The organism is Paracandidimonas lactea (assembly GCF_021653995.1).
GTDB classification, from domain to species: domain Bacteria; phylum Pseudomonadota; class Gammaproteobacteria; order Burkholderiales; family Burkholderiaceae_B; genus Allopusillimonas; species Allopusillimonas lactea.
The window spans coordinates 1-12,640 of the sequence record NZ_JAJJOZ010000006.1 but is presented as its reverse complement, the minus strand read 5'-3'; the positions used below and the strand labels follow the sequence as shown (position 1 = coordinate 12,640).

Genomic DNA, 12,640 nt, shown 5'->3' with positions numbered 1-12,640 from the left:
GAATAATCGGTTCATCGAGTATAAGTAAGCCAGCTATACGCTGGAACCTGCATACCCTGGATATCAGTCATGCATAATTTAGATAGCCCACTGCTCGACCTGAAAAGCATTCGCTGCTTCATCGCCGCTGCCGAACATGGCAGCCTCAGCAGTGCAGCCAGCACGCTTGGCATGGCGCAATCGGCGCTCAGCCGGCAAGTTTCGCAACTGGAGTCACTACTGGGTTGCAGGCTGTTCCATCGCACGGGCCGGGGCGTGTCGCTCACAGAAATCGGGTACACAATCCTTCCACGCGCGCAGATCATGATCCAGACCGCGGGGCAGTTGGTGGATGATGTCCTGGCCCAGCGTGATCGTCCGGCCGGAAGCGTGACGATTGGTGTCCTGCCCGGTTTGTCGCGCCCGCTGATAAGCCGAGTGCTATCGCGGGTACTGTTGGCTTACCCGGACATCCGGCTGAAAGCCATCGAGGCCTACAGCGGCGAAGTCGAGAATATGCTGGCTGATGGCCGCGCGGATATCGGGATCTTCAACCGCTACCGCCCAAAGCAGCGTGATGCTCGCGAAGCCGTGTTCAGTGCTCCTCTGCACCTGGTAGGCAGGGCGGGCGCTCCCGCGCTGGGTAGGCAGCCGGTACGCTTGAGCGCGATGTCGAGCTTGCCCCTCGTGTTGCCGGCGCGCCCGAACGGCATGCGCTCATACCTTGATGAGATCTGTAGCCGACGCGGGCTGACGCTGAACGTGGTGCTCGAAGCGACCAGTGGTACGCTGATCAGAGAAGTCGTGCTTCACTGCGACGTATATAGTCTGCTGCCGTACCATGCGGTGGCGGATGAAATACGGGCTGGCGCCCTCGCGATGGCTCCCATTAAAGAACCAGGTTTGCGACAGACTGCGTTTGTAGACGCCACGCGGAAACACCCCTTATCCAACGCGTCACGGGCGGTGCTCAAAGTGGTGCTGGAGGAAATGAGAATGTTGGATATTGCCGAGAGAATGCCCGCCAACCAATAGCAACATTGCATTATGGATATAGTATGGAATGGCCGGGTAGCCGGGTGGGGCTTATTCCTTGGGCACAATAGCCACGATTGCGAGGTGATCGCCAGAAGCATCTTTGGTCGTCCAGAATCAACGCAGGGCGGCGCATAGTGTGGCACCACGCAGCCCTCAAGTCAGTCCAGCGCCTGTATGCCGCTTCGCAAATGTTCAAGAATCAGATCGTGCTTGGCGCTCAAGCGTTCAACGGGGCCGTGCACGCCCAGTGCGAATACCCTTCCGAAGCGTCTCTCAGGCAGCAGCATTGCAATACTTCCGGCACCGGGCTCCAGCGTGTTCTGGGAGAATACATAACCGTCCCGGCGTCCTTTCTTTACATGTTCCATCAATTCCGCCAAAGGTACCTGCCTGCTTTTTTCGTGCTCACGAAAATTTGCGCGTCTCAAGATGTGCTCGATATCTGCGTCCGAACGCACGCCAAGCATCAACCATCCGCTCCCAGATCGCGCAATGGGACGGGTCATGCCTATGGGCAGGGTATACCAGATGGGAAGCCGCGACGGAATTAGATAAACATATTGCACATACAGATCGCTTTGTGCCCCCAAGGTAATCGTCTCTCCCGACACCTGCGACAAAGCCTGCATCAGCGAGAAAATCTTTCCTTCGCCAAACAAGGCGTGGTGTACCCAGCTTCCGAGCGACGCGATACGCATCGTTGGCATATAAGTACGCGAGAATCGATCGTAGTCCAGATAGCCCAGCACTACCATGCTTTTAAGCAGCTCCGATGCGCTGGAGACAGGGTATCCAAAACGATCCACAAACTCTTTCAGCGCCATCGGGCGCCGGACGTCCTCGAACGCCTCCAGAATTTCAAATACCCGTTTTGATGTCTTTATAGGTCCCTTGATCATGAAAAACCCTGTGGCACGCCCTGACCGCTGCCATGCAGAACGATACTGTGAAATCTCCAGTTGAGGACGAGGTTGCTACAGATACCGAGCCAGCGGACCATTTTTGGTTGCCACTCTTCCTCTAAAAGTATGATTTTTTTTACGATTCATTTTCCAGCCACGTAAACGCCGACGTTCTTTGCGGCCTCTTACTCATAGCCGGGTTTTCCGCATATATGTAAATGCCCCCGGATCGTTCCGATATCCCCTCAACTGGAATAAGCGGTGATAAAGTCCAGCAAAAATCTGTCCAAGCAGCAATCACGCCTTGAACTTAACACACTTAAAACAACTATCACCGGATCTATCACAGGGGACGAAACGCCATGGATCTTATACCGCTGCATCCCGACTTCGGCGCGCAAGTAAAGGGAATCAGTTTGCTGGATGTTATTTGCGACAGTAACGCATTTGCGCAAGTGCGCACGGCCTTTGATGAATACTCGCTGCTTCTGTGGCGACGACAGCACGTCACCGACGACATTCAGGCAACATTCGCCCGCGCCTTCGGCGCGCTGGAGCTGACCAAGGTGGGCTCAGGCGGTCAAGGCACGTTTTATTCACGCATGAACAATATTGGTCCGGACGGCCAGGTTGTGCCTCCGACCGACCGCGCATTGCTTATCGCCAAAGCCAATCAGCTCTGGCATACCGATAGTTCCTTCAAGCAATTGCCCGCGCTGGCGTCCGTACTCTCAGCACGCGTCATTCCATCCAAGGGCGGCGAGACCGAATTCGTTTCCACGCGAGCCGCATGGCAGCGCCTCGATCCGACCCTCCGCAATGCGCTCATCGATAAAGTCGTTATTCATAGCTATGCCACCTCTCGCGACCTGATTGATCCCGCAATGATGAACAATGAGGAGCGAGCGGCGCTCCCCCCCGTCCGCAAACCTATGACGTGGCTCAATCCCACCAACGGGCGCCGCGCGCTTTATCTGGCGTCACATGCCGGCGCAATCGAAGGGATGGAACCGTCCGTCGCGCATAAGATGCTCGAAACATTAATGACGCAGGCCACGCGTCCCGAATATCGCTATACACATGCCTGGGAAGAAGGAGACGTATTGATGTGGGATAACAGGGCCACCATGCATCGGGGCCGGCCTTGGCGCGGGGAAGAGGCGCGGTCGATCGTGCGCATGACGATCTCCGCTTCGGAATCCGACGGCGTCAGCCAGGCAATGCTCGGCGTTGCACATACACTGACAGAGATATCAACCGATATCCCACAGCAGTTTTTGCGGAAGGAAGGCGTGCTAGACCAAAAATGATGCCACGCCAATCTCCGGCAGTACGCCAGATTGGCGTGGATGTTTTTCATGCGCTGGCGAGCGCGCTACGCCGCTTCATCGCCCCGACAATAGCGCTCAGTGCGATGCCATATATAGGAACGAACAGCAGCAGGCTGACGCCGAGCTTGATGACATAGTCGACCAAGGCGATTTCACCCCAGTGCTCGGCCATGAAGGGGTTGCTGCTGTGCCAGAATGCAATGCCGAAAAAGGCGATCGTGTCCAGCGCCTGGCCGACGATGGAAGACGCGGTGGGCGCGGCCCACCATTGCGCGTAACTGCGGCGCATGCGGTCAAAAACCTGTACATCCAGCAATTGCCCCAACACATAAGCAGCAAAACTGGCAAACGCAATACGGAAGACGAACGAATTGAATTCGCCCAACGCGCCAACGCCGTTGAAACGCCCCTCGTGAAACAGCACCGACACAATGTACGACACAACAAGCGCCGGAATCATGGCGCGCGTAATGACCTTGCGTGCCTCGGCCTTACCGATGAGGCGCACCGTCAAGTCAGTTGCCAGAAAGATAAACGGAAAGCTGAAAGCGCCCCACGTGCTATGAAAGCCAAAGAGCTCGATGGGCAACTGCACAAGGTAATTGCTGGCGATGATGATGAGAATATGAAACGCCACCAGCAGGGCAAGGTAAAACGACTCCCGCGATTGCGGGACGGATGCGGAGGTCATGAGACACCTTTTTGATGAATGGGGTTAGGGAACCCATAAAAGCGGTATAGAGGTGGATTATATGCCGCCCGGAGAAATTTTCAGGCTCCGCCGCAAGCCGTCTCTGCCTGCTGCCCTTTTTTCCAGCACGAGCGGGGTTCTGGCGATTCAGGACGGGGAATGCCCTTTGGGTCGATATACACGGTATAGACCTGCCAGGCGGCTACCCCGCTTCGGTCCATTTCCAGCCGGACCAACCACCCCTTAAGGTTTTCCTCGTCCTCGAAACCGTCGAAAACAAAGTTTCCCAGACTATAGAAAATAGGCTTGCCCTTGTACTGCTCGATGTCCTGGGTAACGTGCGGATGCCCGCCAATGACTGCATCGGCGCCGGCATCGATCATCGCGCGGGCCAGTTGCCGCTGGCGTTCATTGGCAAGCGGCTCATGCTCCACGCCCCAATGCATGAATGTGACAACCAGATCGGCGCTGTGGGCTTTTCTTGCGTTGCCGATGTCGGCAATGACCTGCTCGTCTTCGCTCCAGGCCTGCCCCGGCGCATCGTAATTGGCCTCGAAACTGCGGGGGAAGACCTCGCTGTAGCCAAGCAGGGCAATCCGCAGGCCTTTGCGCTCGATTATGAGCGGTGCGTGCGCCTCGGTCAGGTTACGCCCTCCGCCAAAATATGAAAGCTTCTTCGCATCGAGCAGATCGAGCATCTGCGTAAAGGCGGCAGGGCCGAAATCGCCGGCATGGTTATTGGCGACGGATACCGCCGTGAAATGGCGCTTTAATATATTGATAGTGCGCGGGTTTGCGCGAAAGGTCCAGGGCTTTTGCTCCGGCTTCCCTTTGGTAGCGATGACGCACTCAAGGTTGCCAACGCGGATGTCTGCCGTAGCCAGAATCGTCTCAACGTGCGCAAAGGGATCTTTCCCGGCCTTGATCACGGCGCCGGGCGCCGTATCAAGCATGATGTCGCCGACAAAGGCAAGGGAGACGACGGGATCGTCAGCTCCCTCGGCCGCCAGCACTTCACTGGAAACGCCCATGCAAAGCGCCACCGCGACGGAAAACCTTGCGATGGCAATTCTGACCGACCCTGCGCGCCTCATGAGTAAGCCTCGGTCAATTTGCAGCTGTATCGCAGTTCCCTTTCAAGATTGGGGGAATAGAGATACTGGATGCCCGTAAAGGGCTCGACCGAATCAGACGGTGAAGGCAGCGGAGGAGGAACGTATTTGGCCTGATGCAGCAGAATGAACCGGCCAGACTTGTGGTAATAGACGTAAAGCTTGATGTAGGCGATGGGCCGGGCGCCGACCATGACGGCCTTGAAACGATAAATCCCGTCGATATCGACGGATTCCACAGTATATGGATCAGCTGTGGGCGTGAATTCGACTTTGCGGGGATTGTCGCCCATCAGGCTGATCTCGCAGCGCAGCAGGGGTTGCCGGGTATTCTCCGCATTTGCCGCATTGCTGACGCTATTGCACAGCAGGAATACCATCGCCACAATGACGCCTGCCCCCCGAAACCGACGGCGAAACAGAAGTTCGACCTGACGCATGAACTGGGGGCTCCATGATGTAAGACGTTCGTGCTGGACGCGGCTATCTTACTCCTGAAAATGTCCGTAAACAACCGGCGCCGCCTTTTCGCCGTATGCATTGCAAGGAGACATGAAATGAATTCGGCACCTACCTTGAAATCAACAATCACCTGTCCAATATGCGGTTTCAGGCATGAAGAAATCATGCCGGTGGATTCCTGCCAGTTCTTCTACGAATGCCCGGCATGCCATACGGTCCTCAAGCCCAAACCCGGCGATTGTTGTGTCTTTTGCTCTTACGGCTCCCGAAGATGCCCATCAAGACAGCAGGATGCGTATCCATAGCTGATCCCCGTGATTTTGCAACCGAACCGCCTGCGGGGCTATGGCAGCCCGCAGAACAACGCTTGCGCGCAGCATGGTCGCGCTAGTGATAAGCCTCGGTCGCGGCCCGATTGTCGCGCTAGGGTGCCACCGGCGCGCCCTGGATCCGCTCCCGAAATCGCAAAAGGGTGCCAATCAACAGGCCCAGAAGCAGTAAGCCAATGCCCGAAATGTTGTATATCACGGCATCACGACTGGGGGAATAGATCAAAGCTGCGATACTGACCCCCACCGACTGGCCGATAAAGAGGGCGCACGCGAAAGCCGAGAGGGCAAGGCCGCGGTACTCGGCCACCATTTGGGAAGCATGGGTCTGCAGGGTGTTGTGCAGGCAATAAAAGCCAAACCCCGAAAGTGCGCAGAATACGCCCGCAACCCACGGATTCCCTGTAAGCGCAATACCATTATATCCAACGAGCAGCGACACAGCACCCAGGCGCGCAAGCCCGGCCGCAGACATCCTCTTCAAAATAATGGGCACCAGCTTCGTATAGATATAGCCACCAACGGCATATGAAGCCGCGATACCCCCTGCCGTTGATAGTGAAAGTGAAAATCGATGCTGCAGATAATTGGGCACGAATGCCAGCGCGCCGTAGCCCAATGCGCCTTCGACCAACGCGAACAGCAAAGTCCACAGCACGAGCGGCGTCCACAAGACCTTCAGCAGCCTGCGATATCCGCCCTCCTGTTCCAAGCCATCATTGCTTTCGGAATACTTGGCGCGGGCACGCAGCAAGACGCCGCAGACGAAGAAAGGCAGCGTCAAGGCCATGAACGCATAGCGCCAGTTCAGGTAGTCCGCGATCAGGCCGCTCAGCCATTGACCGGCCAACATTCCCATGACGCCGGCGGCAACCAACCGCGCCAGGATGACCTGCCTGGACCGGAAATCAACATTATCTCCAATCCACGCCATAGACAGGGCAAAGATCCCCGCCGTGGAAGCGCCAGTCAAAATCCTGAACATTATCAGCGCAGTCAGTGTCTGGGATAGCGCACAGGCGAGGTTGCCAACGGCTGAAACCAGGCAGCACCAGGCAACAACACGCGCTTTTCCATACCGATCGCTTATCAAGCCGTATACGAGCTGTGCAACACCATAGGCGATGGTATATGCGTATATCGTGACCGACGTGTCCTCAAGGGATGAAGAAAAGGTAACGGACAATACAGAGATGAGCGTATCGCACACGCGCAGCGCGGCCATGCTCAGGAAACAGGCCGTGGCGAGCAAGGTACTCATCACCCTGAATGATCTCTCATCCATGGGGGGCACCATCAATGATCTTTGACTCCACGTCGCTTCCATTCCAAGAACTGACGCCAGGCTAAGACGCCCTTCCAGACAGTGTTTGATCGCCTAGATTTTAATCATGACGATTATTTCATAATCATTGATGGATGATCTTGCTCGTCGCTCCGAACTGCTCTTCTGCGCTGATCGGTTCGATGGCAGTCTGGTACTGGGTTTTGAACCCCACTGTATCGGCAAACCTCGCCGCTCAGTGCAATCAAGTTCGGGCGGCCTTCCAGCGTGAGATCAGGGATCGCATGGATGAACTGCACCGTGTATTTGTTGATGACCTTCACCTCCTCAAACGAAGGCCACAGGTGCCGGCCCACAGCGGCGACTTCGGGCGGGCACTGCGTTCCGCTCGCCTTGCCGGCGTCCTTGCTGGCGGTGCGTATGGCGTTTCATCGCCTGGAAATGCTTCAGCGCTGGATGCCCAGCCGTTCGATCATCGGGCCGTAGCGGCGCGCTTCGTCTTCGATGCGCGCGCGCAGATCTTCGCGCGTGCCCGGCAGGGGCGTGAATGACAAAGACTCGAAGCGTTCAAGCACCGCGGGGTCTTTCAATACATCCTGAACCGATGCGTGCAGGCGCTCCACGATCGGCTCGGGTGTGCCCTTGGGCACTGCCAGCGCGGCCCAGCTTCCGCTGCTGAAGCCCGGGTGGCCCAGTTCTGCGATGGTCGGCACATCGGGCAGAGCGCTGCTGCGTTGGGGGCCGGTAACGGCCAGCGCGCGTATCTGGCCGGCCTGAATGAACGGCATCGCTGGCGCGACCGCGACGATGCACAACTGCACCTGCCCGCCTGCCAGGTCATTGAGCGCATTGCTGCCGCCGCGATACGGCACATGCAGCGCAGAGAAACCGAACAATGCCTTGATCTCTTCAAACGTCAGGTGCATCGACGTCCCCACGCCCGGCGATGCATAGCTGAGCTTGTCAGGGTTTGCCTTCGCGTAGGCCACGAGATCCTTGAAGTCCTTGAAAGGAACGTCCTTGTTGGCCAGAATCACATGGGGTGCCAGGCTGATGCCTGCCACTGGCTCGAAGTCGCCGATGGGATCATAGGTCAGGTTTTTGGTCAGGAACTTCGCAATCGCAAAGTTGCCACCGTATTCCACGACGGTATAGCCGTCTGGCTTGGCCTTGGCCACCTTGGCGCCGCCCAGATTGCCGCCGGCGCCTGCCACGTTCTCGACAATGATGTCCTGATTCAGGTTCTTGCTCATGGACGCAGCCGTCAGCCGCGCCAGCATGTCGAACTGGCCGCCGGCGCTGAAAGGCACGACGAGCTGAAGGGGACGTTCGGGGTAGCCTGGCGCCGCGCTTGCGGGCGCGGCGGCGCCCAGAAGCAGGCTTGCCGCTATGGCGCCTTGCGCGAGGTAAGAAAACAGATTCATGCGTAGTCTCCGGTAGTTCGAATGGCGGCCGAGCGGCGCCTGATCTTCTGATTGGAATTTATAGCCCGGCGGCGCCCGGCCATTCATTCCGCTGGCGTCCATCGTCATAACGGCGCGGCATCGGCGTGCCCGCGCCCGGGTTACGAAGGCGTGATAACGTGCCGTTATCGAACGACGCGGGAGCGTTATTCGGCGCTTCGCTCCGGGCGCGCACCATAGGGCCTTCACCAACCTGAGGCCAACACCATGAACCAAGGACGTTTTATCACGCGCAATGCGCTTTACTGGCGGGACAGGCCGGCCATCATATTCGGGGACCAACAGGTAACGCACGGCGCCCTGGATGCGCGATCCAGCCAATTGGCCAATGCGCTCCTGGGGCTGGGTCTGGCCAAGGGGGACCGCGTTGCCATACAAGCATGGAACCGGCCCGAAATCATCGAGCTGGAATGCGCCCTCTACAAGGCGGGCCTGGTCAAGGTAGCGCTCAATGCCCGCCTGTCGCCGGCCGAGCTGGTCGAGACCGTCAACAATGCGCAGGCGCGCATCCTGCTGGTTGACCCGGCGCACGCCGATGCCGCAGGTGATGCGCGACCCCAGATGCCCAGTGTCGAGCGCCTCATCGCCATGGCAGCCATCTATGAAGCATCCAGTGAATACGAACGCTTGCTTGCCGCATCCAGCACCCGCAGTCCCGACGCGGAAATGCAGGCCGACGATCTCGCCGTGCTGCATTTCACATCGGGCTCGACCGGCAAGCTGAAAGCGGCCATGCAGACCGTAGGCAACCGCATGGCTTCGCTGCGCAAGGTCGTCATGGGCCGGATGCGCGCCCAGCCGGGTGAAGTGCTTGGACTGTGCGGGCCGATCACCCACGCCAGCGGCATGTTCATGCAGCCTTTTCTGTTCCAGGGCGGCACCATACTTCTGCATGAGAAGTTCGATCCTGAGCATTTCCTGGCCGATGTGCAGCGCCACCGCGTCGCTTTTACCTTCATGGTGCCCACCATGATCAATATGCTGATCGCGCACCCGAAGCTCAAGGACTACGATCTGGGCAGCCTGCGCCAGATCTCCTATGGCGCGGCCCCCGTGGCGCCGGCCCGCATCCGCGAGGCGTGGGAGGCGCTGGGTCCCGTCCTGTGCCAGGGCTACGGCGCCGGCGAGACCACGGGCGGCATGGTCATGCTCAGCACGGACGACCACGCGCGCGCAATGGATGGGGCGGGGCACCTGCTCGGATCATGCGGCCGACCCTTCGGCGAAACCGAAGTGCGCCTGCTCGACAATAATGGCGAAGTCGTACAGCCCGGCGACGTGGGCGAGATCGCCGTGCGCGGTCCCGACGTGTTTGCCGGTTTCTGGCGCGAGCCTGACCTGACGGCCCAGGCCCTGCGCGGGCAGTGGTGCCACACGGGCGACCTGGCCCGCATGGACGATGAAGGCTATCTCTACATCGTCGACCGCGCGAAGGACATGATCATTTCCGGCGGCTTCAACGTCTACCCGACCGAGGTGGAACAGGCGCTTTACCAGCATCCAGCCGTCTATGAGGCGTGTGTGTTCGGCGTGCCGGACGACACATGGGGAGAGGCGATCAAGGCGGCCGTGGTGCTGCGCCCGGGCGCCACGGCGAGCGTGGAGAACCTCACGGCACATTGCAAGTCATTGCTTGCCGACTTCAAGAAGCCGCGCTCGATCGATGTGTTGCCGGAACTGCCCAAGAACGCCAACGGCAAGATCGCGCGCAAGGTGCTCAAGGACCCGTACTGGGCCGGCAGCGAGCGCCGCGTCAGCTAGGCTGGGCGAAATCGGCGCCCGGAAAGTCGTCAGGTTTGTACTGGCGCATGAGCTCCATGAAGCGCTGCGCCAGCGGTGACAGATAGCTGTCCTTACGCATGGTGATGCCCACCACCCGCGGCCAGATCGTCTCGCGCAGCGGCACTGCGCGCAGGCCCTGGCCGCCCGGCTGGCGCAGCGATGACTCAGTCAGGACGGTCAGCAGGTCAGTGCTGCGCAGCATGCGCACCAGCGCCATGCTGGATGAGTTGGACTCGATCACCACATTGGGTACAGGCAAGCCGTTTTCCTGGAATCGCGCTTCGACCCAGCGCCTTGCCACGATTTCGGAGCGGGGCAGCATCCAGGAAGCCTTGCTCAGGTCGGCCAGCGTTATCCGCGGCTGAAAAAAGAGCGGATGGCTTTCCCGCGCCACTACCCGCAAGTCGTCGGCGAACAAGGGCGTCTGGTCGAACTCGGTGCTGGCTGCGTTGTGCTGCCCGCTGATACACAGGTCCAGTTCACCTGTTCGCAGCGCGGAAAAAAGCTGGTCATTCATCCCCAGCATCACCTGCACCCGGGCGGCAGGCCGCTGGCGCAGCAACACCTCGCAGACCGAGGCGAAATAATCGGTGTAATTGGGCGGCACGCCCACCCGCAACAGTCCGATGGCACCCAGGTGCAGGTCGCGCGCCTCGCGCACTGCCTCGTCCAGGCTCAGTTGCACCGTCCGCGAGCGCGCATGGAAGGCTTCGCCGACCGTGGTCAGCACCATGCCTTTGGGCGTGCGTTCGAACAACTGCAGGTGCAGTTCTTTTTCCAGCCTTTGTATGCCTTTGGTCAGGGCCGGCTGCGTCTGGCCGAGCTTTTCCGCCGCGCGGCCCACATGGCCTGTTTCGGCGACGGCCAGGAAATACTGAAGATCTTCAATCCGCACGGCATTCCTCTGCGTTATCGAGTCTGACGCAAAGATAATCCATCGGGCCGGTGGCGGCTGTCAATATGGAGGCATCAGAAAACACGATAGCCTGAGGCCTCCCATGGATAACATCAAAGCCGCACCCTCCAGCGTTCCCGCGAACCTTGACACATTGCGCGCGCGCCTGCGCGCTTACCTGCAGGACGAACTGATCCCCTACGAGCACGAGCAGGGCTACAGCTATGAGGACCGCTTCACCAAGGAAGACGTGCATCGCGTATGGCGCCGCTCGCGCGAACTGGGCCTGTACGGCCTGCAGGTTCCCCCCGCGCTGGGCGGACAGGGCCTGAGCCTGCAGGACCTGTGCGTGCTCAAAGATGATGTCGCCGCCTCGGGCGCGATACTCTTCCCGCACGTGCTGGGCGACTGGGGAGGGCCGGCCCGCATCGGCAGCCTGGCCAGCCACGCGACGCCCGACCAGATCGAGCGTTTCATCCTGCCCGTCGTGCGCGGCGAAATGGGCGCCTGCTTCGCCATGACCGAACCCGAGTCCGGCTCGGACGCCGGCAGCCTCAAGACCCAAGCAGTGAAAGACGGCGACGACTACATCATTAATGGCCGCAAGCACTACATCAGCGCATCGACTTTCGCCGACTACGCCATCACCCTCTGCGTCACCGACCCCGACAAAGGCGCAGAAGGGATCTCCGCAATCCTCATCGAGCTCGACAGGCCGGGCGTGTCCCTGACCTACGACTGCCTGCCCATGACCGGCCAGCACGTCGACGCAGACATCGAATTCAACAACGTGCGCGTGTCATGCAGCAACCTGCTCGGCCGCGAAGGCCAGGGCTTCAAGGCCGCCATGGGCCGCATCAGCGTCAATCGCTTGCTGCACTGCCCCACCATGATCGGCCTCGCCCGCCAGGCATACAACATGGCCGTCGAATACTCGCAGACGCGCCAGCAATTCGGCAGCCCCATCAGCCGCTTCCAGGCCATTCAGCACATGCTGGCCGATATGGCCACCGGCCTCTACGCATGCACCAGCATGGTCATGGCGGCCGCCCGCAAGGCAGACGCCGGCGAAGACATCCGCCAGGAAGCCTCCATGTGCAAGCTCTTCGTATCCGAAAAATGCTTCGAGATCGCCGACAAGGCCATGCAAATACACGGCAACGTGGGCGTCACCAAAAACCACCCCGTGGAATTCATCTTCCGCCGCCTGCGCCTTTACCGCATCGTCACCGGCACCAGCGAAATCCAGCGCAACACAATCGCCAAAGCAATTCTTTCGTGAGCGAGACTGCTGGGCTCTACATCATGAACGGGGGACAAGCGGTATTCATTAGACTTGTTTTTGCGAAGAACATTTCTAATGGAAGCAAT

12 protein-coding genes are annotated in these 12,640 nt (G+C 59.1%); 5 read left to right on the top strand and 7 right to left on the bottom strand.

The annotated features are described in order from the left end of the window. Positions 1–69: 69 nt before the first annotated feature. Positions 70–1,014 (top strand): LysR family transcriptional regulator, encoded by a 945-nt coding sequence (locus tag LOL23_RS11705; RefSeq protein ID WP_160980607.1) that lies wholly within the window; start codon positions 70–72, stop codon positions 1,012–1,014. Positions 1,015–1,175: 161 nt separating this feature from the next. On the opposite strand, the gene LOL23_RS11700 is transcribed toward LOL23_RS11705, so the two are convergent. Continuing rightward, the gene (locus LOL23_RS11700; protein ID WP_237173627.1) at positions 1,176–1,916 is read right to left on the bottom strand and encodes an IclR family transcriptional regulator; all 741 of its coding nucleotides are present in this window, start codon (positions 1,914–1,916) and stop codon (positions 1,176–1,178) included. Positions 1,917–2,281: 365 nt separating this feature from the next. On the opposite strand from LOL23_RS11700, the gene LOL23_RS11695 reads away from it, so the two are divergent. Beyond that, positions 2,282–3,229 carry a TauD/TfdA dioxygenase family protein gene (locus LOL23_RS11695; protein WP_160980603.1) on the top strand — a complete coding sequence of 316 codons (948 nt, stop codon included), beginning with the start codon at positions 2,282–2,284 and terminating at the stop codon, positions 3,227–3,229. A 46-nt stretch (positions 3,230–3,275) separates the two neighbouring features. On the opposite strand, the gene LOL23_RS11690 is transcribed toward LOL23_RS11695, so the two are convergent. The 3 genes from LOL23_RS11690 to LOL23_RS11680 form a co-directional block, all read right to left on the bottom strand. Continuing rightward, positions 3,276–3,941: a 7-cyano-7-deazaguanine/7-aminomethyl-7-deazaguanine transporter gene (locus LOL23_RS11690; RefSeq protein WP_160980601.1), complete on the bottom strand. Its 666-nt coding sequence runs from the start codon at positions 3,939–3,941 to the stop codon at positions 3,276–3,278. Between the two features lie 80 nt (positions 3,942–4,021). Continuing rightward, on the bottom strand, positions 4,022–5,035 hold the full coding sequence (locus LOL23_RS11685) for a CapA family protein (protein WP_237173626.1): 1,014 nt from the start codon (positions 5,033–5,035) through the stop codon (positions 4,022–4,024). Next, on the bottom strand, positions 5,032–5,493 hold the full coding sequence (locus tag LOL23_RS11680) for a hypothetical protein (RefSeq protein ID WP_237173625.1): 462 nt from the start codon (positions 5,491–5,493) through the stop codon (positions 5,032–5,034). Before LOL23_RS11680 ends, LOL23_RS11685 begins: the two co-directional genes overlap by 4 nt. Positions 5,494–5,553: 60 nt before the next feature. Between LOL23_RS11680 and LOL23_RS11675 the strand changes: the two genes are divergently transcribed. Continuing rightward, on the top strand, positions 5,554–5,820 hold the full coding sequence (locus tag LOL23_RS11675) for a GDCCVxC domain-containing (seleno)protein (protein WP_439652097.1): 267 nt from the start codon (positions 5,554–5,556) through the stop codon (positions 5,818–5,820). A gap of 118 nt (positions 5,821–5,938) precedes the next feature. Here the strand turns inward: LOL23_RS11675 and LOL23_RS11670 are convergent, their stop codons facing one another. Together LOL23_RS11670 and LOL23_RS11665 are read right to left on the bottom strand one after the other, a co-directional pair. Then, positions 5,939–7,129 carry an MFS transporter gene (locus LOL23_RS11670; protein ID WP_237173623.1) on the bottom strand — a complete coding sequence of 397 codons (1,191 nt, stop codon included), beginning with the start codon at positions 7,127–7,129 and terminating at the stop codon, positions 5,939–5,941. A gap of 446 nt (positions 7,130–7,575) precedes the next feature. After that, positions 7,576–8,553 (bottom strand): Bug family tripartite tricarboxylate transporter substrate binding protein, encoded by a 978-nt coding sequence (locus LOL23_RS11665; RefSeq protein WP_160980591.1) that lies wholly within the window; start codon positions 8,551–8,553, stop codon positions 7,576–7,578. Positions 8,554–8,799: 246 nt separating this feature from the next. Between LOL23_RS11665 and LOL23_RS11660 the strand changes: the two genes are divergently transcribed. Continuing rightward, positions 8,800–10,353: an AMP-binding protein gene (locus tag LOL23_RS11660; protein ID WP_237173622.1), complete on the top strand. Its 1,554-nt coding sequence runs from the start codon at positions 8,800–8,802 to the stop codon at positions 10,351–10,353. Here LOL23_RS11660 and LOL23_RS11655 read toward each other — a convergent pair. Further along, on the bottom strand, positions 10,346–11,269 hold the full coding sequence (locus tag LOL23_RS11655) for a LysR family transcriptional regulator (RefSeq protein WP_160980587.1): 924 nt from the start codon (positions 11,267–11,269) through the stop codon (positions 10,346–10,348). The two genes, LOL23_RS11660 and LOL23_RS11655, sit on opposite strands and share 8 nt — an antisense overlap. Positions 11,270–11,372: 103 nt before the next feature. Between LOL23_RS11655 and LOL23_RS11650 the strand changes: the two genes are divergently transcribed. Next, the gene (locus tag LOL23_RS11650; RefSeq protein WP_160980585.1) at positions 11,373–12,551 is read left to right on the top strand and encodes an acyl-CoA dehydrogenase family protein; all 1,179 of its coding nucleotides are present in this window, start codon (positions 11,373–11,375) and stop codon (positions 12,549–12,551) included. The last annotated feature ends 89 nt before the right edge of the window (positions 12,552–12,640 follow it).